The organism is Xanthobacter pollutisoli (assembly GCF_040044995.1).
In the GTDB taxonomy this organism is placed as follows: Bacteria; Pseudomonadota; Alphaproteobacteria; order Rhizobiales; family Xanthobacteraceae; genus Xanthobacter.
This window is the reverse complement of the sequence record NZ_JBDZDP010000013.1, coordinates 105044-127150: the sequence shown is the minus strand read 5'-3', so window position 1 is coordinate 127150 and position 22107 is coordinate 105044. Positions and strand designations below refer to the sequence as shown.

The 22107-nt window shown below is 67.9% G+C and carries 17 protein-coding genes; 10 read left to right on the top strand and 7 right to left on the bottom strand.

Features of this window, described 5'->3' with window-relative positions; all coding sequences use genetic code 11:
- The 5 genes from ABLE93_RS20350 to ABLE93_RS20330 form a co-directional block, all read right to left on the bottom strand.
- Window positions 1-265: alcohol dehydrogenase catalytic domain-containing protein (locus tag ABLE93_RS20350; protein WP_348841657.1), on the bottom strand; the 265-nt coding region annotated here is incomplete at its 3' end.
- 44 nt (window positions 266-309) lie between these two features.
- Window positions 310-1290 carry an ABC transporter substrate-binding protein gene (locus ABLE93_RS20345; protein WP_348841656.1) on the bottom strand — a complete coding sequence of 327 codons (981 nt, stop codon included), beginning with the start codon at window positions 1288-1290 and terminating at the stop codon, window positions 310-312.
- A 65-nt stretch (window positions 1291-1355) separates the two neighbouring features.
- Complete coding sequence (locus ABLE93_RS20340; RefSeq protein ID WP_348841655.1) at window positions 1356-2147, bottom strand: ABC transporter permease; 792 nt, start codon at window positions 2145-2147, stop codon at window positions 1356-1358.
- Between the two features lie 101 nt (window positions 2148-2248).
- The gene (locus ABLE93_RS20335) at window positions 2249-2995 is read right to left on the bottom strand and encodes an ABC transporter ATP-binding protein (protein ID WP_348841654.1); all 747 of its coding nucleotides are present in this window, start codon (window positions 2993-2995) and stop codon (window positions 2249-2251) included.
- Window positions 2992-3708, bottom strand: coding sequence for a GntR family transcriptional regulator (locus ABLE93_RS20330; RefSeq protein WP_348841653.1), 717 nt, complete (start codon window positions 3706-3708; stop codon window positions 2992-2994). Before ABLE93_RS20330 ends, ABLE93_RS20335 begins: the two co-directional genes overlap by 4 nt.
- 477 nt (window positions 3709-4185) lie before the next feature.
- On the opposite strand from ABLE93_RS20330, the gene ABLE93_RS20325 reads away from it, so the two are divergent.
- From ABLE93_RS20325 to ABLE93_RS20285, 9 genes are all read left to right on the top strand, one after another.
- Window positions 4186-4722 carry a chemotaxis protein CheW gene (locus ABLE93_RS20325; RefSeq protein WP_348841652.1) on the top strand — a complete coding sequence of 179 codons (537 nt, stop codon included), beginning with the start codon at window positions 4186-4188 and terminating at the stop codon, window positions 4720-4722.
- Window positions 4719-6044 carry a CheR family methyltransferase gene (locus ABLE93_RS20320; protein ID WP_348841651.1) on the top strand — a complete coding sequence of 442 codons (1326 nt, stop codon included), beginning with the start codon at window positions 4719-4721 and terminating at the stop codon, window positions 6042-6044. The genes ABLE93_RS20325 and ABLE93_RS20320 overlap by 4 nt, the downstream gene beginning before the upstream one ends.
- On the top strand, window positions 6037-6636 hold the full coding sequence (locus ABLE93_RS20315; protein ID WP_348841650.1) for a chemotaxis protein CheW: 600 nt from the start codon (window positions 6037-6039) through the stop codon (window positions 6634-6636). Before ABLE93_RS20320 ends, ABLE93_RS20315 begins: the two co-directional genes overlap by 8 nt.
- Before the next feature lie 33 nt (window positions 6637-6669).
- Window positions 6670-8781, top strand: coding sequence for a methyl-accepting chemotaxis protein (locus ABLE93_RS20310; RefSeq protein WP_348841649.1), 2112 nt, complete (start codon window positions 6670-6672; stop codon window positions 8779-8781).
- A complete protein-coding gene (locus ABLE93_RS20305) occupies window positions 8778-11024 on the top strand; it encodes a hybrid sensor histidine kinase/response regulator (protein ID WP_348841648.1) in 2247 nt (748 codons plus the stop codon). The genes ABLE93_RS20310 and ABLE93_RS20305 overlap by 4 nt, the downstream gene beginning before the upstream one ends.
- Window positions 11021-12067 carry a chemotaxis-specific protein-glutamate methyltransferase CheB gene (cheB, locus tag ABLE93_RS20300; protein WP_348841647.1) on the top strand — a complete coding sequence of 349 codons (1047 nt, stop codon included), beginning with the start codon at window positions 11021-11023 and terminating at the stop codon, window positions 12065-12067. The genes ABLE93_RS20305 and cheB overlap by 4 nt, the downstream gene beginning before the upstream one ends.
- Entirely contained in the window at window positions 12064-14610 is a 2547-nt protein-coding gene (locus ABLE93_RS20295; RefSeq protein ID WP_348841646.1) for a response regulator, read from the top strand. Before cheB ends, ABLE93_RS20295 begins: the two co-directional genes overlap by 4 nt.
- Window positions 14611-14711: 101 nt before the next feature.
- A complete protein-coding gene (locus ABLE93_RS20290) occupies window positions 14712-15893 on the top strand; it encodes an EAL domain-containing response regulator (protein WP_348841645.1) in 1182 nt (393 codons plus the stop codon).
- A 159-nt stretch (window positions 15894-16052) separates the two neighbouring features.
- Window positions 16053-18863, top strand: coding sequence for an autotransporter domain-containing protein (locus tag ABLE93_RS20285; protein ID WP_348841644.1), 2811 nt, complete (start codon window positions 16053-16055; stop codon window positions 18861-18863).
- Between the two features lie 75 nt (window positions 18864-18938).
- Here ABLE93_RS20285 and ABLE93_RS20280 read toward each other — a convergent pair whose 3' ends face one another.
- Window positions 18939-19853 (bottom strand): AraC family transcriptional regulator, encoded by a 915-nt coding sequence (locus ABLE93_RS20280; RefSeq protein ID WP_348841643.1) that lies wholly within the window; start codon window positions 19851-19853, stop codon window positions 18939-18941.
- 100 nt (window positions 19854-19953) lie between these two features.
- On the opposite strand from ABLE93_RS20280, the gene ABLE93_RS20275 reads away from it, so the two are divergent.
- Window positions 19954-20781 carry an oxidoreductase gene (locus ABLE93_RS20275; RefSeq protein ID WP_348841642.1) on the top strand — a complete coding sequence of 276 codons (828 nt, stop codon included), beginning with the start codon at window positions 19954-19956 and terminating at the stop codon, window positions 20779-20781.
- A 318-nt stretch (window positions 20782-21099) separates the two neighbouring features.
- Here ABLE93_RS20275 and ABLE93_RS20270 read toward each other — a convergent pair whose 3' ends face one another.
- A complete protein-coding gene (locus ABLE93_RS20270) occupies window positions 21100-21960 on the bottom strand; it encodes a hypothetical protein (protein WP_348841641.1) in 861 nt (286 codons plus the stop codon).
- Between the last annotated feature and the right edge of the window lie 147 nt (window positions 21961-22107).

Genomic DNA, 22107 nt, shown 5'->3' with positions numbered 1-22107 from the left:
GGTCGCCCACCGCCCAGCCGGTGACGCCCTCGCCCAGCTCGACGATCTCGCCGGCCATGTCGAGGCCGATGATGACCGGCAGGGGCACCTTGATGCCGGGCATGCCCTTCACCGTGAACACGTCGTGATAGTTGAACGACGACGCACCGACGCGGATCACCACCTCGCCGGCCTTCGCGGTGGGGACGGGATAATCGTCCACCACCACGAGGTCGCTCACGTCGCCATGCTGCTTCAGCAGCAGGGCCTTCATCGTCTTGGGCATTCCAATTCTCTCTCGTTACGTTTCTGGCTGGCTGGATGCTGAGATCACTTGATCTTCAGGGAAGCGTCGTAGGGCCCGGTCACGAGCGCCGAGTCCGGCAGAGTGCCCTTGACGACGCCAACGCTCTTGAAGACCTCGAACTCGGCCTTCAGGGAGGCGACCGCGGCGGGGTCCATGGAGACGGTGTAGATGCCGTCCCACAGCGCGGCGTAGGCCTTGGCGTCCTCCTCGGAGATGTTGCCGGCGGCCACCAGGGCCTTGGCGACGCCGGCCTTGTCGGCCTTGCCCGCCTCGTAGGCATTGCGCATGGCGGCAACCACCTTGGCGGCGGCGTCCGGGTTGGCGGCGAGCCATTCGTTGCGCATCAGGCCGACACCGAGCACGGCCGGCGCGTCCTTGCCGGTGATCTTCTTCCACTCCTCGCGGAAGGTGCCGAGGGTCTTCAGCTTCACATCCGGCAGAAGGGCGATGGTGACGGTGCGCAGGGCGGCGGCGTCGATATCCTTCTGCACCAAGAACTGGGCGATGCGGGAATCGTTGCCCGGCACCGCCTGGAAGTCGGAGGCCTCGAAGCCGTAGTTCTTGACGAGGATGGCGGTGGTGATGGCGGCGGTGGCGCTGCCGGCCGGCGACATACCGACCTTCTTGCCCTTCAGCTCCTTGAGCGAGGAGATGGGGGAATCCGCCAGAACCACGAAGTCCAGGTCGGCCACTTGGGTGGCGAGCACGATGCTCATGGGCAGGCCGTCGGCGGCCACCGAGAAGGCGCTGCCAGCGCTGGCGCCGATGGCGAAGTCGATGGCGCCCGCGGCCATGGCCTTGGTGGGGGCGTTCACATCGGGAAACTTCACGTATTCGGTCTCGAGGCCCTGTTTCTCCATGAACTTGCCGGCTTCGAGGAACGAGCCGAAGCCGAGGCTGACGCCCGAGCTCCAATAGCCGATGCGGACCTTCGCTGCCTCGGCAGGAAAGGCGGAAATGGCGGCGGCAACCAGGGTGGCCGCAAGTAGACCCATGCGCTTCATCTGAGCTCTCCGAACCTTTGGAAGTTTTCGTTATCGTCTTACGCGTGCCGTACTTCTTTTTAAGCTCAAGCGGACTGACGTTCCCTCCAGGCGAACAGGCGCCTTTCGAGAGGCTTTAGAACGATGGATTCGAGCGCGATCATCAGCGCCACCAGGGTGAGCGTCCACGCGAAGACCTGGTCGGTCTGGACCAGGTCTGCCGCCTGCCGCAGGCGATAGCCGATGCCGCTCGATGCCCCGAGCGTCTCTGCGACGATGCTGACGCGGGCGCCGAAGCCGAAGGCGAGGCGCGCGCCTGCGAAGAACAGCGGCAGGATGGTGGGGACGTAGATCTTGAACAGCACCATGCTGCGCGGCATGCGGAAGGTCTTCGCCAGCTCGATGAATTCGGGATTCACCGTGCGCGTCCCCTGCCAGACGTTGGTCAGGATCAGCGGCATGGCGGTCATGAACACCACGAAGATGGTGCTCCAGTTGGACAGGCCGAACCAGATGAGGGCGAAGATCGCCCAGATGGAGGACGAGACCGTGTTGATGACCACCAGCACCGGCTCGAAGAAATCCCCCAGCGTGCGGCTCGCGCCGAGCACGATGCCGAGCACCCCGCCCACCGCCGCGGCGATGAGGAAGCCCACCGAGATGCGATAGAAGGTGATGCCGAAATCGCTCCAGAAGACCGGCGTCGTAACCAAGTTCCTCCAGGCGGAAAAGACGCGCGCGGGGCTCGGCAGGATGAAGGCAGGCGCACCAATGGAGGCGATCTGCCAGATGCCGACGAGCACCACCAAAAGGAGGAGGCGCAGGCCGAACATGCGCAGGCGCCGGTCCTGGGCCGTCTGTTTCCGGGAACGCTGCATGACGTCGGTCCGCCGCTTGAAGAGGCTCACGGGGGAAAGCTCGCGAGGGGAGCTTTTAGGGAGGGATTGAGGGGGCGCCATCGGCCGATCCGCCTGCGGCTTCACAGCGCGAGACGCAGCAGGCGCACCTGCTCCGCGACCTCGGGCGACAGCGGGTTGCGCGGATAGGCCAGGGCGATGTCGCGCTTCTCGCGCACCCGGCCGGGACGCGGATGCAGCACCACGATCTTGTCGGCGAGCACCACCGCCTCTTCCACGTCGTGGGTGACGAAGATCACCGTCATTGCCTTGAGGCCGGTGATCCGCAGCACCTCGTCGTGCATCTGGGAGCGGATGGAGGGATCGAGCTTCGAGAAGGGCTCGTCCATGAGCAGGATGGTGGGATCGGTGACAAGGCTGCGGCCGAGCGCGGCGCGCGAGCGCATGCCGCCGGAGAGCTCATGCGGGAAGGCATCCGCGAACTTTTCGAGCCCCACCAGCTCCAGCACCGCCATGACCCGGTCGCGCCGCTCCGAGCGGGAGACGCCGGCGGCCTCGAGGCCGAGGCCGACGTTCTGGGCGGTGGTGCGCCAGGGGAACAGACGGTCCTCCTGGAACATGTAGGTCATGGACCGCCAGTCCTTGAAGTCCTTCGAGCGCACATCATTGAGGAAGACGGCGCCCTGGTCCGGCGTCACCAGCCCGGCGATGATGTTGAGGAGCGTGCTCTTGCCACAGCCCGAAGCGCCGACCAGGGCAACGATGGAGCGCGAAGGCACGTCAAGGTCGATGTTGCGCAGGACCTCGAGCTGCTCGCCATCCCTGCGCATGAAGCTCTTGCCGACGCTCTCCAGCCGAACGACGCTCACCGCTCACCCCCGATCAGGCCGATGTTCTGGCTCACGGGCACCACGGTGGCGGAATCGCGCAGGCTGGCGATCACCTGCTCCATGGTCATCTCGCGGAAGGTCTCCACATGGCGGCGCGCCACCCGCTCGGCGGCGTCGGCGTCGCCCGCCACGAGATGCTCGATGAGCAGCGTGTGGTCGTTCTCGATGTTGGGGCGCACGCGCTGCACGCCGAAGCCGAGCGCCACGAGGCGGGTCATCTCATCCAGCAGGCCCGAGAGGGTGCGGCACAGGCGCTGGTTGCCGGCGGCTTCGGCAATGGCCATGTGGAAGCTTCGATTGGCCTCCAGGAAGAAGTCGATCTGATTGCCCACGTCGCCCGGCATCTTGCCGCGGCAGGCCTGCTCCAGCCGCAGGAGATGGGCGCGATTGACCCGACCCGCCGCGCCGCGCGCCGCCAGGGGCTCAAGGACTACCCGCAGGGCGAAGACCTCGTCCACGTCCTTCACCGTGATGGGGGTGACGCGATAGCCATGGCGCGGCATGGAGGCGACGAAGCCGTCCTGGATCAGTCGCTGCAGTGCGATCCGGCAGCTGGCCTTTCCAAGGTCGAGGCGCTCCATCAGCTCGGCCTCGGTGAAGCGGGTGCCGGGCATGATGCGGCAGGAGACGATCTCGCGCCGCAGGCTCTCATAGGCTTGATTGCCCTTCAGCGTGGTGCTCGGCACTTCCACTACGCCTCCGGAGCGAGGGAAACCCGTCTCGCGTTCACCTGACACGTTGATCGCTCCTCAGATCTATGGTGAGCAGCCTACCAAGCAGTCTAGGCAGTTCAAGGCGAAAGAGACGGCAGCATGTCTCCCCGGTTTCTTTAAATTTTTCAATTCATTGAAGGCCTGATGCCCGAGCAATGAGCATCAACTGGTGAGATGCTCACCAGTTGACTCGTGCCTGATCGTCGGTCGTGGCCACCCCCACCAGCGGCGCCTTTAGGCCAAGCCATGGCGCGCTCGTCCCACCGGTGCTCGGCCAGTAAATCCTGCGCGCACATGGAGGAGACTCAACACGCGCGCTGCGTGCATCTGCGAAAAGAGAAGCACGGTATTTTACGGGATTCTTTAATCATAGGAGTACCTAAGCACCATTTTCAATTTGATAAAATAACTCTCCGCGACGTAAGCTTTGGCTGAACGCCAAGGAAGCCGCCGCGAATGAATTTCGCAACCAAGCCGTGCACGGTCGTCGTCGTCCGCTGCGGCGAGCTGCGGATCGGCGTGCCTGTCTCGGCCGTGCGCAAGGTCGTCGCCGCGCCGTTGCCGCAGCTTTTGCCCGGCGCCCCGGTCGTCGTTGCGGGCCTGGTCAACCTGCATGGCACGCCCCTGGTGGTTCTGGACCTCGCCCGGCGCGGCGCGGCCGCCCGGGACGGCGTTTGCGAGGAGAGCCGGATCGTCGTGGTCGAGACGGCGGACCAGCGCTGGGGCCTTCTTAGCGAGCGCGTCGAAGGCACGATGTCCGTCGAGGGCTGGACGTGGCAGGACACCGACGCCATCGTCCCCGGCACGGGGTATATTGCGGGCGGCATCGCCGGCGAGCCCGGAGTCCTGGTGCTCCGTGATCCGGCCGTCTGGTTGGCCCGCGGCGAGGCTGGCGACCTGTCCGCCGCCCTCGCGCAGCTCGATGCCGAGGCCGCGGGTGCGCACACCGCCGCCATGTCCTCGCCGATCGGCGGCGAAAGCCCCGTCCCATGAGGCCGCTGCCGCAACTGGCCGCCTTTCGCGCCCTCGCCACCCGCCGCCTCGGCCTGACGCTGCGCTTCGACATGCACCTCCAGAGGGCATTCGAGGGCGCCGCGCATCTCCTTGGGACCACCTCTGTCGATGCCGTTTGCGGCCAGCTTGCCGAACTGCCCTGGACGGCGCCGGCCTGGCAGGCGGTGATCGAGGCGGTGACGATCCGCGAGACCTCCTTCTTTCGCCATACGCACTGGTGGGATTCGCTGACCGCGGCTGCCCTCGCGCCCCTCGTCGCGGCGCGGCGGCGGGACGGCAGCCGCCGGCTGCGGTGCCTCAGCATCGGCTGCGCCTCGGGCGAGGAGCCCTATTCCCTGGCCATGATCCTCGACCGCCTCGTCGGACCCGAGCCCGGCTGGCGGGTGGAGATCATCGGCGTCGACCTGTGCGCCTCCGCGCTCGATGCGGCGCGCGCCGGACGCTTCGACGCGCGGTCGGTGCGCGAGATGCCGGCCGTGGAGCGGGCCCGCTGGCTCCGGCGGGACGGCAACAACTTCTCCGTGGACGAGGAACTGCGCCGCAGGGTGGATTTCCGCCTCTTTAATATCGCCGAGGCGCTGACCACAGGCGCGCCGGGTCCGGGCGCCCCCGCCGACTTTCTGCTGTGCCGGAACGTGCTGATTCACATGGAGGCCTGGCTCCAGCCGCTGCTCGCCTCCCATCTCGTCGGCCTGCTCGCACCCGGGGGCATGCTGGCGGTGGCGCCCGTGGAGGCGACTGCCGCCTGGTTCGCGCCTCTCAAGTTCCAGCCGGCGGGCAACGCCATCCTCTTCAGCCGGGTCGCGCCAGCCGCCCGCTCGCTCTCCGGTGCCACCGCGGCAGTGGATGCTTTGACGGAGGACAGACCCGCGCGGAAGCTTCCGGCCGCGCCGCTGCGCACCGAGGACGCGCTCGAGCGCGCCCGTCACCTCGCTGATCTCGGCCTGTTCGAGGAGGCGCGCAGCCTGTGCGCGGAGGCACTGGCGGCGCAGCCCGAGGCGGGCCTGCTGATGGCGCTGGTGTGCCAGGCGCTGGGTGACGTGCCGGCTGCCGAGCGCGCCGCGAAGCGTGCCCTCGCCGCGGCGCCGTCCTCGGCCACGGCCCAATATGTCCTCGCCATCGTCAAGCTGCGCAAGGGCGACACAGGCCGTGCCCGCAGCGCCCTCGGCGAGGCCGTCCGCCTGCTCGGCACGGGGGACGATCTCGACGCGGCCGCGGCGCCCCTCGGCATCGAGGCGGGCCACATCCGGCAGGCGGCGCGCCGCCTCGGCGCCGCAGGCGAAGAGGGTCGCCATGTCTGAGCCGTCGGACATCTCCGATCCCGGGGATCCGGAGCAAGGCTCCCCGCTCCTGCCAACTGCTGAAGGAATCTCGTCCGGCGGCGATGCCTTCGCTGCGCTGATGGCGCGTCGCGCCGCGGCGCTTGCCGCTCCCGAGCGCAGCATCGAGGCGGCGCCCAGCCGGGACCTCATCGCCTTCGGCTACGGTGGCGAGCGATATGCCGTCGAAGTGACGAGCGCCACCGCAGTTGTGCCGCTGGACCAACTGGTCGCCCTGCCGGGCGTTGATCCCGCCCATCTCGGGCTCGTGGTCCACCGCGGCCTGGCCTATGCGCTCATCGATCCCAACGCCGCCCTCGACCGCCCCGCTCCGCAGCCCTCCCGCCCCGCCCTTGCCGTGCTGCTGCACCATCCCGACAGCGCCATCGGTGTCGCGGCCGACGTGATCCACGGCGTCATCCGGCACGATGCGGCGCGGCTCGATGGCGCGAGCGCAACCGGCATCGTCGCCGCCATTCTTCCCGACGGAACCAGCGTCCTCGTCGCCGACGCACTGGCCCGCGACGCGCGGCTGATCGTCGATCACCGCCTGCGCCCCTCCCCCACCTCATAGAAGGCAAGCATGCCGCAGCATCGTTCGGCCAGAATGAGCATCAGCCGTCTCGTCATCGTCGGCGGCATCCTTGCTGCCCTTCTGCCCGTGGCGCTCCTCGCCCTCGGCTACACGCTGAGGACGCGGGCCCTGTTGCTCAACAGCACCTTGGAACAGAACCAGCTCCTGGCGCGGGAGGCGGCCCATTTCATCGACCGGGTGCTGATCGACCACCGCAATTTCCTGGCCTTCGTCGGCCAGCAGCTGGGCGAAGACGGGCTGAACGCGGAGCGCGTCCTTCCGGCGCTGGCGAAGCTGCGCACGGACTTTCCCCTGTTCGATCGCATTCTCGTCGCCACGCCAGACGGCGCGGTGGTGCTTGCCGATCCGGCGGTGGCCGACAACGGCCAGCGGATCGCCGGGATCAATGTGGCGGACCGCGCCTATTTCCAGACCGTGATGCGCTCGGGCAAGCCCTATCTCGATCCCGACGTACTCATCGGCCGCTCGTCTGGTGCCCCCGTGATGATCATCGCCGCCCCCATCCCAGGCGCCAACGCAGGGACCGCAGGGGTGCTGATCGGCACGCTGGACCTCGAAGGCCTGACCCAGCTCATCGGGCGCCTGCGCGTGGGCGCGTCGGGGCGCGCCGTGGCGGTCTCCCGGGACGGCACGACGGTGAGCCATCCCGACCTGCGGCGCGTGCAACAGCGCTTCAATTTCTCCACGTCGCCCATCTGGCAGCACATCGCCGGCGCAGCCGACGGCCGCATCGAGGATTATCGGGACGAGACCAACGGACGGCGCTTTGCCGCTTTCGCCACCGTGCCCTCGAGCGGGTGGAAGATCTGGCTCAGCCAGGAGCACGCGGAAGTGGATTCCGAATTCCTTGCGCTGCTGGCGGCAAGCAGCTTCTGGCCGCTGGCCGCCATCGCCGCCGGAATCCTGATGATCGCCTTCCTCGCACGCGTCATCGCCCGGCCGATCCGCGGGGTGTACAGCACCGCCGAGCGGATCGCTGCCGGCGAACTCGACCAGCGCGCACCGGAGGAGGGACCGGCCGAAGTGGCAACCCTCGCCGCCGCCATCAATTCCATGGCGGCGGCGCTGAAGTCCCGCATCGAGGCGGAGACGCAGGCGCGCGCAAGCATCGAGAAGACGGTGAACGCCTACGGCAGCTTCGCCGAGCAGGTGGCACGCGGCGACTTCTCCGCCAAGGTCGTGGTGGACAATGCCGGCGACCTGGAGCGCCTTGGCCACGGGCTCAACGCCATGTCGCAAAGCCTCGGCCTGCTGGTGGGAGAGATCAAGGGCGCCACCGCCCAGCTCGGTTCGGCCTCGGCGGAGATCCTCGCCGCCACCACCCAGCAGGCGGCGGCCACCGCCGAGGAGGCTGCGGCGGTCCGCCAGATGGCCGCGTCGGTCCACGAGTTGCGCCAGGCCGGGGAGTCCGTCGCCCGCCGCACCCAGAACGTCCTCGACACCGCGCAGAAAACCGAGACCATCGCGGAAACCGGCCTCCAGTCGGTGGCCGAGACGGTGCGTTCGGCGGAAGAAGGCCGCCAGCGTCTGGCGACCCTCGCCGAGAAGGTCATGGGCTTCAGCGAGCGCACCCAGGAAATCGCCGAGATCAACGCCACGGTGGGGGAGATCGCCGAGAAGTCCAACCTGCTCGCCGTCAACGCCAGCATCGAGGCCGCCAAGGCCGGCGAGGCCGGCCGCGGCTTCGCCGTGGTGGCGAGCGAGGTGAAGGAACTGGCCGAGCAGTCGAAGGCGGCGACCGCGCAGGTCCGGCGCATCATCGCCGACATCCAGCGCTCCGCCCAGTCGGCTGTGATCGCCGCCGAGCAATATGCCAAATCGTCGGACGCTGCCGTCCTGACCTCCCGCCAGTCGGGCACCGCCATATCGAGCCTCGCCGGACGCATCACCGAGGCGGCGCAGGCGGCCCGCCAGAATCTGGCTGCCGCCGAGCAGCAGCAGGCCGGCATCGAGCAGATCGCCCTCGCGGTCGACAATATCGAGACCTCATCGGCCCAGACCGTCGCCGCGACGAGCCAGGTGGAGCAGTCTGCCCGCAGCCTCCACGACCTCGCCGTTGCCCTGGAGACGATGGTGCGGCGGGTGTCGGTGAGCCACGGCGAGGAACGGGCGGCGGCCGGATGACCAGAAGCGCCAAGGATGAGCTGCGCGCCCGGCTGCTCGCCATCTTCCGGGAGGAGGCGGCCGATCACATGCGCGCCATGGCGCGCGAGATGGAGGTGCTCGACCAGGCGCCGGACGATACCGCAGCGCTGGCCGCCCTCGGCAGCCTGTTCCGCACGGTGCACACGCTGAAGGGCGCCGCGCGCTCCCTGTCCATCCGCCCTGTCGAGACGCTCTGCCACAAGATGGAGGATCTTTGCGGCGACATTGTCCAGGGGCGCTCCAGCTTCGACGTCGAAGCCCACGGCCAACTGCGGGCGCTCACCGACGAGCTCCAGGCCACCATCGCCCGCTCCCTCGCGCGGCCCGGCGCACCCGTGGACCGCCCTGCCGTGCCGACCGATGCAGAATCTCGGCCGGGGGCAACGACCGCTCCTTCAGCACCCGGCGACGGCGCGACGCCGCCCCATGGCGCGGTGCCGGCCGTTTCCGACCCCCTTCCATCAGCCACTTCCCTGCCCCCGCCGGTCGCCGTCGCCCCCGCGGCACGATCCGAGCCTGGCGTGGGAACCGGCTTCGTGCGCATCGAGACCAGCCGGATCCAGCGCCTGGGCCTGATGGCCGAGGACCTGCTGGCGCCCCGACTTGCCGGTCAGGCCCGCGCCGAGGAGGCCCGTCGCCTTGTGGCTGACATCGCCGACCTGCGCCGTGCGGCAGGCGCCGGCTCGGGACTGGGCGGCGCAGAAGCGCTGAAGGCGATGGAGACGGCCGCGCGCCGTCTCGCAGCCGCGCTCACCGACGACAGCCGCACCCTGAAAGTAACGGCCGACGGCCTCGCGGCGGAGCTGCGCAGCGCCCGCATGATGCCGGCTGGCGAGATGCTGGCGGTCTTCCCGGCAATGGTGGCCGACCTCGCCCGGGAGATGGGCAAGAGCGCGGACTGGCACACCCTCGGCGAGGACCTGATGATCGACCGCCAGGTGGCGGAGCTGGTGAAGGATCCGCTCCTCCACATGGTGCGCAATGCCCTCGACCACGGCATCGAGACGCCGGCGGCGCGGGTAAAGGCCGGCAAGCCGCCGGCGGGTGCCATCACGCTGTCCATCGCGCCGGCGGAGAACGGCCGCGTCGCCATCGAGGTATCCGACGATGGCGCCGGCATCGACCTCGCCGCCGTGCGCGAGGCCGCGGTGCGCTCCCGCCTCCTGTCCACCGAGGAGGCGAAGGCGGCGTCGGACATGGAGGTGCTCGATCTCGTCTTCCAGACCAATCTCTCCACCCGGGGCGTCATCAGCGTCGTGTCGGGGCGCGGACTGGGCCTCGCCATCGTGCGCGAGCGGGCCGAGCGGCTGGGCGGACGGGTGACGCTGCGCTCGACGCCGGGCGCCGGGACGACGGTGGGGCTGGAGGTGCCGGCCGCACTCGCCAACTTCCGCGGCATCGCGGTGCGGACCGGCGGGGACGACTTCGTCTGGCCACGTGATGCCGTGGAGCGCACGCTGGCGCTGCCGGCGGAGACGCTGCGCACCGCCCTCGCCCGCGGGCATCTGCCGGTGGACGGGCGGATCCTGCCGTTCGGCCGCCTCGCCGATGCCCTCGGCCGCAACACGGCGGGCTCCGGTCCGCCGCCCGTCATCTCCGGATGCCTGATCGTGCGCCATGGCGAACGGCGCGGCGTGGTGGCGGTGGATGAAGTGACCGGCGATTGCGAGGTGGTCGTGAAGGACCTGCGGCCGCCCCTGCTGCGGGTGCGGCATGTGCTGGCGGCCGGCATTCTCGCCAACGGCCGGCTCGCCCTGATCCTGCGCGCCGCCGACGTGCTCGACGCCCTGGCGCGGCGGCCGGCTCGTGGTGAGGCAAGTGGCGATGCTGCCGCCCCCGCTCCTGCTCGGCGGCCCGGCAAGCAGCGTCTTCTCATCGTCGATGATTCCTTGACCACCCGGGCCATGGAAGTAGGCCTGCTCGAGGCCGCCGGCTACGAGGTGGAGTCGGCAGCCGACGGGATGGAGGCGTGGGCGGCACTGCAGCGCCGGCCGTTCGACGCGGTAGTGTCGGACGTGGACATGCCGCGCATGGACGGCTTCGAACTGACCCAGCGGATCCGCGACACGCCCCGCCTGAGGCAGCTGCCCATCGTGCTGCTCACGGCGTTGGAGAAGCGCGAGGACCATGACAAGGGCCTGCGGCTTGGCGCCAACGCCTACATGATGAAGTCGGCATTCGACCAGTCACTGCTCATAGATCTCGTGAGGCAGGTGCTGTGACCGCCCGCATCCGTGTGCTCCTTGCCGAGGACTCGCCCAGCCAGCGCGAGACGCTGGCCTTCGCCATCACCAGCGGCTCGGAACTGGAGCTGGCCGGCGTCGCGAGCAATGGCGCGGAGGCCGTGGAGAAGGTGGAGCAGCTGAAGCCCGACATCGTTCTCATGGACTGCCACATGCCCGTCCTGGACGGCATCGCCGCGACCCGCGCCATCATGTGGCGCTGTCCGGTGCCCGTCGTGATGGCCAGCGCGAGCTTCGGTCCGAGCGATGTCCATCCCGGTCTCGAAGCCCTGCGGGAGGGCGCCCTCGCCATCGTGCCGAAGCCGCCCGACCCCGCCCATCCGGACTTCGACCGGGTGGCGGCAGAGCTGCGCCTGTCGCTGCGGCTGATGTCGGAAGTGCGGGTGGTGCGGCGCACCCCGCCGCGCCAGAACCGAGCCACCGTAGCGAGGCGGGCGGCCGGGCGGGTGCGGGTGGTGGCAATCGGCGCCTCCACCGGCGGGCCGCCGGTCATCCTTGAGATCCTGCGGGGTCTTGACCCGCGCATCGAAGCGCCCATCCTGGTGGTGCAGCACATCGCGCCCGGCTTCACCGCCGGCTTCGCCAGCTGGCTCGCGAGAAGCTGCGGTCTGCCGGTCGAGGTCGCGGCCGCGAACGCCCCGGCGCAGGCCGGCCATGTTTATGTGGCGCCGGAGGGCAGCCACCTCGGCATCGACCGCCGCGGCCGGATCGTCCTCGACGACGGGCCGGCGGAGAACGGCTTCAAGCCGTCGGTGTCCCACCTCTTCCGCTCCGCCGCCGATTCCTTCGGCTCTGCCGCGCTGGCCGTTCTTCTAACCGGAATGGGGGAAGACGGGGCGGAGGGATTGGCGCACATCTCCAGATGTGGTGGTATCTCTGTCGCCCAGGACAAGGATACTTCCGTGGTGTTTGGCATGCCCGCCGCCGCCCTCCGGCTCGGAGCGGTCCAGCGGATGCTCGCCCCGCCCGACATCGCGCCGTTCATCCTGGGTCAACTGGCCCGAAAGAGCCTCCCGTCATGACGAAGCTCGTCCCGCGCATCCTGATTGCCGAAGACAGCCCCACCCAGCAGGCCCATATCGTCCAGTTCCTGACCAAGCTTGGCTACGATGTCTCCGCTGCCCGCGAGGGCAAGGAGGCCTACGATCTCGCAATCGCGGAGCGGCCCGACATCCTCATCAGCGATATCGTCATGCCCGGCATGGACGGCTACGAGCTGTGCCGCCGCCTCAAGAGCACGCCCGGCCTCGACCAGACGCCGGTCATCCTCGTCACCTCCCTGTCCCAGCCGCAGGACGTGCTGGCGGGGCTCGAGGCGGGGGCCGACAACTTCATCATCAAGCCGTATGACGAGCAGATCCTCTCCTCGCGCATCACCTACCTGCTGCGCAACCGCAGCCTGAGGCGGATCGAGGCTTCTGTCGATCCGGTGGAGGTGGAGGTGGCGGGCCAGCGCCATCAGGTCACCGCCCGCAAGCAGCAGATCCTCGATCTGCTCATCTCCACCTATGCCCAGGCGGTGCACCTATTCAGCGCCCTGGACCAGGGACGCCAGGAGCTGTCCCAGTCCTACGAGGTGCTCCAGGCCCTCTACGACCTGACCGAGGGCCTCAACCGCTGCCGTACGCCGGCCGACGTCGCCACCATCGCGGTCGCACGCAGCCTCGGCCTGCCCGGCGTCCGCGATGCCTGGATCTACCTGCGCGAAGGCGACGATCTCGTGAGCGCTGCCCAGCACCATGCCGGACGGACCCGCCTTTCCGACCCCTTTCCGCCCGCCCTGCCGGCCGAACCGACGGCATCCGTGGATGGCGCAGCAGAGGCAGACGACGAGCCGCTGGTGCGCGACTTCACCCTGCCCGGCGAGCCGGCGCGGCTCCATGCGAGCATGCCCCTGCGGATCGGCGAGCGCATGATGGGCTTTCTGCATCTCGCGGGAGCGCAAGCCGCGATCTCCGACGAGGCTGCCCTGCGGTCTCTGGCGGGTATTGCGAGCCAGATCTCCATCGCCCTCGAGCGCGCATTGCTGCATACCCAGCTCGAAGAGGAGGTGCTGAAGCGCACCCGTCGCCTTCAGGAGGAGGTGGCGGAGCGCCGGCAGGCGACGGAAACCATCACGGCCATCTTCAATGCTTCACCCGTGGGGCTCATCTCGCTCGATTCCCAGCTGAAGGTCGCCACGTCCAACCGCACCGCCCGCGACATCTTCCACACCGACGAGAACTGCGTGCTCGGGCTTGCCTGGTCACGCCTGTTCGCCGCGCCGCCGCCCGCCCTGGAGCACGCCATGGCGGATCTTCGCCAGGGCCTGGAGGTGACGAGCGTCGAAGTGGAGGCCGCCATCGCCGATGGGACGCCGCGGGTGTTCCATCTGGCCGGAGAGCCGCTGATCGACGAGGCAGGCGTCCTGCGCGGCGCCGTGCTGGCGGTGGACGACGTGACCGAGCGGCGAAAGGTGATGGAGGCGCTCCATCAGGCCCGCAAGATGGAAGCGGTGGGCAACATCACCGGCGGCCTTGCGCACGATTTCAACAACCTGCTCACGGTCATCATCGGCAATCTCGATCTCGCGCTTCTCAAGATCGGCAGTCACGATGCCCGCGCGATGGTGGACGTGGCGCTGCGTTCGAGCCTTCGGGGCGCGGAGCTGATCCGCAAGCTGCTGGCCTTCGCCCGCAAGCAGCCGCTGGAGCCGAAACCGCTGGACGTGCGTGCCCTGATGTCGGAGACGCGCCTTCTGGTGGAAACCAGCCTTGGCGCCGAGGTGACGCTGGAGGTGTCGGTCCCCGACGACGTGCCGAATGTCTACGCCGATCAGGCCCAGCTCGGGTCCGCGCTGGTCAACCTCGCCATCAATGCCCGGGACGCCATGCCCGGCGGAGGGCGCCTGACCATAGGCGTCGAGCTGGTGGCCGGCAGCAGGGGAAAAGGCGGGCGGCGGGTGGCCTTCAGCGTTGCCGACACCGGCACCGGCATCCCGTCGGAGAATATGGAGTTCATCTTCGAGCCGTTCTTCACCACCAAGACCGCGGGCAAGGGCACGGGTCTGGGGCTCGCCATGGTCCATGGCTTCGCCAATCAGTCCGGCGGATCCCTGACCGTGCGGAGCGAGCTCGGCAAGGGCTCATGCTTCCGCCTCGTCCTGCCCGCCGTCGACGAGGCCGAGACAGCCGACAGGTCTGTCACGGATGCGGCTGCGGGCCAGGCAGACGAGGCCAGATCGGTGCTGCTGGTGGAAGGGCAGGACGAAATCCGCCGCACCATCCGCTCAACGCTGGAGCTCATCGGCCACCGCGTGCACGACGTCGCCAATGCCGAGGCTGCGCTCGCCGTCATCGACGAGGGCAGTGCGTTCGACGTGCTGCTGACGGAGGTTGGCCTTCCCGGTGGCGTCAGCGGCTTCAACCTTGCCGACCTCGCGACGCGGCGCCGCCCGGCCTGCCGCATCCTGCTTATGTCGGGATCGGGCGAACTCATGCCTACGAACGAGCGCCTTGCCTATCGCGTGCTGGCCAAGCCGTTCCGCAGCGACGACCTGAAGCAGGCGGTGGCAGGCCTGTTCTGACGCCTGTCGGGGCGGCCCGAGCCGCCGGACGAGAGGTGTGCCCATGAATGGCTCGACCTGTGCGGGATGCCCCCTCGCGCATCGTCCGGCGGGAGAGTTTGATGCCCGAACACAAGATCTTCGTCCTCGATGACGAAAGCGAAATCGGTGAGTACATCTGCGCCGTTGCGCGGATGAACGATTTCGACAGCCGCTATTTTTCCGACGCGGAAGAATTTCTTGCCGCGCTGGTGGTCTCGCCTGCGACATGCGTCGCCATCGATCTGCAGATGCCGGGGCTCGATGGCATCGAGGTGCTACGGCGGCTGTCCGCGCTCCAGTTCCGCAGCCCCATCCTCATCATGAGCGGCATGGACCTGAAGGTGCTGGAATCCGCGCGCCATTTTGCCAAGGCGCACCGGCTCGCGGTCAGCGACATCATCCCGAAGCCCGTGCGGGTGGAAGAACTCGGGCGCGCATTCGCACGCCTGAAGTCGAGCGACCGGCTGCCGCCGAGCAAGACCGACTTCGTCAATGCCATGGCCGCCGGAGAGTTCGTGCTCTACCTTCAGCCGAAGGCGCGCATCTCGCTTGAGCCGGTGGGCTCGGGCCGCTACGTCCCGCTGGGCTTCGAGGGCCTGGCGCGCTGGAACTCGCCTTCGCGCGGTCTCACCATGCCGGACGCCTTCATCCCGCAGATCCATGCGCTGGGGCTCAGCCCGCAATTCTGCGACCATATCTTCGACCTCGCGCTGGCGACCCTGAAGCGCTGGAAGGAGAGCGGGGTGCGCGCCAATCTCGCCATCAACATGTCGGCTTCGGACGTGGAGGACATCACCCTCGCCGACCGCCTGTGGGACCAGTGCGCGCGCAGCGGCGTGAACCACCAGTCGATGACCATCGAGATCACCGAATCCGCCGCCATGGAGCATCCGGAGCGCGCGCTGGATGTTCTCACGCGGCTCAGGCTGCGCGGCTTCTCCCTGTCGCTGGACGATTTCGGCACCGGCTATTCCTCCCTCGTCCAGCTCCAGCGCCTGCCCTTCGCGGAGCTGAAGATCGACCGCTCCCTCGTCTCCGACTGCCGTTCGTCGGAGCAGTCGCGGATCATCGTGAAGGCCATCATCGACCTCGCCCACGCCCTCGGCCTCGCGGTGGTGGCCGAGGGCGTGGAGGATGAGGAAACGCTGGACCTTTTGCGCGGCTGGTCCTGCGACATCGTGCAGGGCTATCTTCTCGCCCGGCCCCTTCCCCCCGACCTCGCCGAGAAATGGTGGCGCGAGCACGGCGGCGCGGTCTCCTGACCGCACACCGAATCCCGGCCGCAACCCGCTCCGGCGCCAAGGCCCCGACGATCGCGCGGTAGGCGCGGCGCTGGCCTGTTGCGCCATGCCATAGTACCTCTCTAATGTGGGTCAGGTGATCGCGTAGGCCCGCTTCCTGTGGCCCCTCGGAGAATCAGCATGTCCCGCGGACGCTTGGCGGCGTCGTTCCGCATTGGTGCCGTCTGTTCAACCCTCGCCTCGCCTCTGCCGGCCCTCGCCCAGAGCCCGACGGACTGGGAGACGCCGGAATATTTCCGTTCGGGCGCGCTGGCCCAGATCAACGCGTCGGGCGCCTATGCCCAGGGCTACACGGGTGCCGGCGTGATGGTTGGCGTCGCGGATTCCGGCCTCGACACGACCCATCCGGAGTTCGCCGGCCATGTCCTTCCGGGCTTCGATTTCAGGACGAACGCCCCGCTCCTGCCTGGCCAGAACGACGACACCGACGGCCACGGCACCCACGTCAGCGGCATTGTCGGCGCCGCGCGCGACGGCCACGAGATGCAGGGCGTGGCGTTCGGCGCGAGTATCATCCCCACCGCGCTCGGCGCCACGGCAAGCCCGAGCTTCGACAATTACATCTCCAATCCCTGGCCCTTCCTGGCCGCGCAGGGCGTGTCCATCATCAACGCCAGCTATCGCATGACCAATTGCGGTTACGCGAAGGATGACTGCTCCGTCACAGATTTCACGCGCGCGCAGATCGAGGCGAGCTTTCCGCATACGGTGGAGCGGGCGCTCGCCCTCGCCTCCGCCGGCGTGCTGATGGTTGTCGCCAGCGGCAACGACGGCCTCGCAAGCCCCGACCCCCTGCCCGGCCTGCCCTATCTCTTTCCCGAGCTGAAGGACACCTGGCTGACGGTGGGGGCGGTGGACGCCAACAACGTCATCTGGTCGGACAGCAATCGCTGTGGCGTCGCCAAGGACTGGTGCCTCGTCGCCCCGGGGGTCAACATCTACTCGACCACGCCCAACGGCACTTACAAGCCCCTCTCCGGCACGTCGCAGGCGGCGCCCGTCGTCAGCGGTGTCGCCGCGCTGGTGAAGGAGGCTTATCCCTGGATGACGGGGCACGACCTCCAGCAGACCCTTTTGACGACCGCCACCGACCTCGGCGCCTCCGGCGTCGACGAAATCTATGGCTGGGGCCTCGTGAATGCCGAAAAGGCCGTCCGCGGCTACGGCATGTTCACCACCACCACCATCCTCGATACCAAGGGCTACACCTCCACCTTCTCCAACGACATTTCCGGCGCCGGGGCGCTGGTGAAGGCGGGCGAAGGCACGCTCATCCTGTCTGGCGCCAACACCTATGCGGGCGGCTCCGTCGTCGCGGGTGGGACGCTCGCCATCACCGGCTCTGTCACCTCGCAAGTCACCGTGCTCAAGGATGGCACCGTCGCCGGGACCGGTCACATCGGGACAGGACTCTTTGCCGAAGGCACCATAGCGCCCGGCTGGAACGGGCCCGGCACGCTCAGCATCTCCGGGCCGGTGGGGATGACCGAGGCGGCCACCCTGGCCGTCGCCATCGACGGGACGGCGGGCGGCACCGGCGCCGGCAGTTTCTCGCGCCTCGCGGTGGACGGCGTCGTCGTCGTCGACGGCACCCTGGCGCCCGAGTTGCGCGGGATCGCCGGCGCCTCCAACACCTATGTGCCCGCGCTGGGATCGACCTATGGGATCATCAGCGCGCAGGGCGGCCTCGCCGGCTCGTTCGACCGGCTGGTGCAGCCCGTCGGTCTGGCGGACGCGACGCGCTTCGATGCCATCTACGGCGACGACACCCTCACCCTGGTGGTGACGCCCGAGGCCTATGGCGCCCTGGCCGCCAACGGCCTCGCCACCACTGCCAATGCCACGGCACTGGGACGCGCGCTCGACAGCGTCCGCCCCGACGCCGGCCTCGCGCCGGCTGATCGCGCCGGCCTCCTCTTTGCGCAGCTCTATCAGGTGGCTCCCTCCGCCCTGCCGGCCGCCCTCGCTCAGATGAGCGGAGAGATCCACGCGTCCGCATCGGCCATGATCTTCGATGACGCCCGGCAGGTGCGGACCGCCGTAGCGGACCGGCTGGACGACGGTGGCAGCCGCCCCGCCATGGCGGCCGCGGTGGCGCCGGGCTGGAACCTCATGCTGTGGGCCAGCGGCTACGGCGGATGGAGCGATGCCTCCGGCGCGGGCGCCGCCCAGCTCGACTGGACTCAGGGTGGATTCGTTGCGGGCGCCGACATCGGCCTCGATCTCGGCGACACGACGCGGCTCGGCATTGCGGCGGGGGCGGGTCGATCATCCGGTTCGCTGGACGCGCTCGGCGCCTCCGCCGACAACGACCATCAGGATCTTGCCGTCTACGGCTCCACCCGTGTCGGGTCGCTGGCGCTGAAATATGGCGGGGCGTGGAGCTGGAACCAGTTGGCGACCTCCCGGGCGATCTCGGTCGCGCCCTTCGCCCAGGTGCTGACGGCGGACTATGACGGCACGGTCGGACAGGTGTTCGGGGAAGCCGCCTATGATCTCGCCTTCGGCGCCTTCAAGGCTTCGCCCTTCGTCGGCCTCGCTTATCTCCATCAGGATTTCAACGGCTTCGTGGAGCAGGGTGGCACCGCGGCGCTGTCTGGCGCGCCGGCGGCGCTCGACACCACGCTGGCCACCCTCGGCGTGCGCCTTTCCACCGACTTCGCGCTCGGCGCCGGCACCCTCACGCCGCGCCTCACCCTCGGGTGGCAGCATGCCATGGGAGATGTGGATACGGCGGCGGTGCTCACCATCGCAGGCTCCGCACCGTTCGCGGCCGCCGGCGTGCCCCTGGCGCGCGATGCCCTCCTGCTCAATGCCGGCCTCGCCTATCGCGTGAGCGAGACCGTGACGGCGGAGATCGCCTACGACGGCCTCATCGCCGACAATGCGCAGTCCTCCGCCGTCCGCGGCAGCCTCCGCATGCTCTTCTGATCCGTCGTCGCGCGCGGGGGCCGGCTCGCTCGACGGACCGGCCTCGCGACGCGACGGCGGCCGTCTGTTCCCGGGTCAGCCGACTTCTCCCAGATGCTCTCGCACCCATCGGGCTTCCTCGGAGGCGGTGCGGTGGAAGTGGCGCTTGAAATCGCGGCTGAACTGGGCCTGGCTTACGTATCCGACCGACGCCGCGACCTCGGCGATGGACTTGTATTGCCGCGCGATCATCAGCCTTGCCTCATGAAGGCGCATGGCCTTCACATACTGGATTGGGCTGCTTCCGGTCAGCGCCTTGAAGTGCGCGTGATAGGACGGCACGCTCATACCCGCATCGCGCGCCAGCGCTGCAACAGAAAAGCTGGAATTGTAGCTCTCGCGCAATCGCACAAGGCTCTGGATGATCCGTCCGGCGATCCCCTGACGGCGCAGCGCCGCGACCATCGCGCCGCCCTGGGGGCCGATGAAGACCCGGTAATGCAGTTCGCGCAGAATGGCGTCTCCCAGAACCGCTGTGTCGAGCGGCTCCTGCAGGATCCCCAGCAGACGCCGCACGACATCCGCAATCTCTGAGGTCATTCTGCTGGACACGAGGCTGCGCGCCTTCACCCGCTGCCCGTCCGGCTGCTGGTCCGCCACGGCGGAGGCGATCTCGGCGGCCAAGGCCATGTCGAACTCCACATAGACCGCGAGCAAGGGCCGTTTCGGGCTGCCAGCAGATTCCATCCGGAACGGCACGGGCACCGACACGGCGAGGTAATGCTCCTCGTCATAGCGATAGACCGTCCCGTCGAGGACGCCCTGCTTGCGCCCCTGCAATACGAAGACCGCGCCCGGCCTGTAGAGAACCGGAACGTCGTGAAGCGCCGCCTCGCTCCTGAGGATGCGAACGCTGGGAATGCGCGTTGGGTTGTAGCCGTGGACGGGCGCAAGGGTCTCCGCCAATCGCGCCAGTCCGGTCCGATCTGAGCCAGCGTTGCCGCGCTTCATAGGATTTGACAAATTTGGCATAGGATTCGCGATCGAATTAGCCCGCCAGCAATATTATTTAGCAAACGACCCGCAGCCAAGCAGGATCGTGAGAGCCCGCATGACACCCAAAACCTTCTTCATCACCGGCGCCAACTCCGGCTTCGGCCTCGCCATCGCGACGGCGGCCATCGGCCAGGGACACCGCGTCGTCGGCACCGTGCGTTCGCAGGAGGCGTGGACCGTTCTGGCCGATCGTCTGCCCGAAGCCCGACCCGTTCTGTGCGATGTGACGCAATTCGACGATATCCCCAATGTGGTGACGCACGTGGAGGAGACGTGCGGGCCCGTCGACGTGCTCATCAATAACGCTGGTTATGGCCATGAGGGAATTCTAGAAGAATCACCGCTGGAAGAAATGCGTCGCCAGTTCGACGTGAACGTGTTCGGCGCCGTGGCAATGGCCAAGGCATTTCTGCCATTGTTCCGTCAGAGGCGGAGCGGTTTCATCCTGAACGTCACCTCCATGGGTGGCATGATCACCATGCCCGGCATCGCCTATTATTGCGGAAGCAAGTTTGCGCTTCAGGGCATTTCGGAAGTGATGCGCGCCGAGATGGCGCCCTTCGGGGTCCGCGTCGTCGCTCTGTGCCCGGGCTCCTTCCGGACCGATTGGGCTGGCCGCTCCATGGTTCGAACGGAGCGCTCCATCGCAGATTATGATGCCCTGTTCGATCCGATACGTGCGGCCCGGCAGGCCAAGAGCGGCAAGCAACTCGGCGACCCTGCCAAACTGGCGGCTGCGGTCCTTGCCCTGATCGAATCCGAAGATCCCCCGCCTCAACTGCTGCTGGGCAGCGATGCGGTCGAGCTCGTGTCCGCACGGATCGAGCGGCTGCAGCGCGAAATCGACGGCTGGAAAGCGCTGAGCCTGTCCACCGACGGCTGAGGTTTCTGCATCGCCGATGCAGCAACACCGGACGAGACCGTCCATTTGCTGGCAACCTTCCCCGGCCGGTTCGGCCGGGGTGGCGGAGACGGCGCCCGGCATACTATGGTTCGCCGAGGATCGGATCGCGCGATGAGCTCGATTTTATCCCATGTTTCCAACGCCTCCCCCTATCGCCGGTTGCTGACGTTCGACGGGGCAGAGATGGGCTGCGAGACGAAGAGGCTGACGCGCGCACGGCCGCGGCGCAGACCATGCCGGGGCGGAATGTGGACGGGGCAACGCACCCCGCCAGGTGCAAGGACCTCTTGGCTCGAACTATTGCCGTACCAAGATCATTGCGTCTGGGGTCGTCCGCATGCGATTTTGCTTCTGCCACCAGAATTGACCGTTCAGGCTGCGGCCCTGATCATCCGTCACCACCGAAATGATGCCCGAGTGGTAGTCAATCTCGAAGATGCCGTTGTTTTGCGTGAACGGAAAGACACTGCAGGGGCTCGACGCGAAGCAAATCTTCACGTGATTATTCGGCAGCAGTTCGAAGGAGACATTCTCTCGCTTGCGCACGGTCACGTCCTGCGGGCCCGGAGGTGGCGCTGCCGGACCACCACTGAAATTGAACTCAAGCGGGCGCACCCAGGACCACATGCCGGACCACTTGGCAATGCTGCTGGCAGCCTGCGGTGCTGGCTGGGGCTGGGCGGCAACCGTGTTGGCTTTAACGCAGGCTCTCAATGCCGCGATGACATTCGCGATGTCGCCGGAAAACGACACGGTGCCTGTCAACGCGCCTTTCGGCCCCATGATGCGCCATTGATAGCCCCGCGCCCGGATGAGGCCCGGGTAATTCCCACTGTCGATATAGAAGAGCAATCGGTTGGTGACTTCTGCGTCAACAGGTTCCGCATTGCCTCCGATGATGACGGAAGCCCGGCCTTCCCTGTACCACCCTTTCGGTAGACCAGCCGGGACGGACATGGACAGATAGGTGCGCCCGTTCGTGCTCAGGGAGACAAGGTAATCCCCCTGCATCGCCCGGCAATTGGCGATGCCGCCTGCCTCCGATGCCTGAGTAAATTTCCACCCAGGCACATTGGCGCCCCAAGGCTCTTGCTGCGCGACCACCGCTGACGTTGAAAGTGCGAGAAAAAGCGCTGCCCCTACCCATGCTTTGGTCAATGGACGCCCCTCCCAAGAGCCCAGTTTGCGATGGCTTGTACGCAAAATTCCGGGAAGCGTCGATAGGGTCGAAATCTAACCTGCGCCGATATTTTCAGAGTTCGTTACGTTCAAGCGACCCGGCCATGCGGGCGAGTCCAGCCTCGC

Coding starts and splice junctions, on each gene's coding strand:
- ABLE93_RS20345 (WP_348841656.1), bottom strand. CDS start 1,290: ATGAAGCGCATGGGTCTACTTGCGGCCACCCTGGTTGCCGCCGCCATT.
- ABLE93_RS20340 (WP_348841655.1), bottom strand. CDS start 2,147: ATGCAGCGTTCCCGGAAACAGACGGCCCAGGACCGGCGCCTGCGCATG.
- ABLE93_RS20325 (WP_348841652.1), top strand. CDS start 4,186: ATGAATTTCGCAACCAAGCCGTGCACGGTCGTCGTCGTCCGCTGCGGC.
- ABLE93_RS20320 (WP_348841651.1), top strand. CDS start 4,719: ATGAGGCCGCTGCCGCAACTGGCCGCCTTTCGCGCCCTCGCCACCCGC.
- ABLE93_RS20315 (WP_348841650.1), top strand. CDS start 6,037: ATGTCTGAGCCGTCGGACATCTCCGATCCCGGGGATCCGGAGCAAGGC.
- ABLE93_RS20310 (WP_348841649.1), top strand. CDS start 6,670: ATGAGCATCAGCCGTCTCGTCATCGTCGGCGGCATCCTTGCTGCCCTT.
- ABLE93_RS20305 (WP_348841648.1), top strand. CDS start 8,778: ATGACCAGAAGCGCCAAGGATGAGCTGCGCGCCCGGCTGCTCGCCATC.
- ABLE93_RS20295 (WP_348841646.1), top strand. CDS start 12,064: ATGACGAAGCTCGTCCCGCGCATCCTGATTGCCGAAGACAGCCCCACC.
- ABLE93_RS20290 (WP_348841645.1), top strand. CDS start 14,712: ATGCCCGAACACAAGATCTTCGTCCTCGATGACGAAAGCGAAATCGGT.
- ABLE93_RS20285 (WP_348841644.1), top strand. CDS start 16,053: ATGTCCCGCGGACGCTTGGCGGCGTCGTTCCGCATTGGTGCCGTCTGT.
- ABLE93_RS20280 (WP_348841643.1), bottom strand. CDS start 19,853: ATGAAGCGCGGCAACGCTGGCTCAGATCGGACCGGACTGGCGCGATTG.
- ABLE93_RS20275 (WP_348841642.1), top strand. CDS start 19,954: ATGACACCCAAAACCTTCTTCATCACCGGCGCCAACTCCGGCTTCGGC.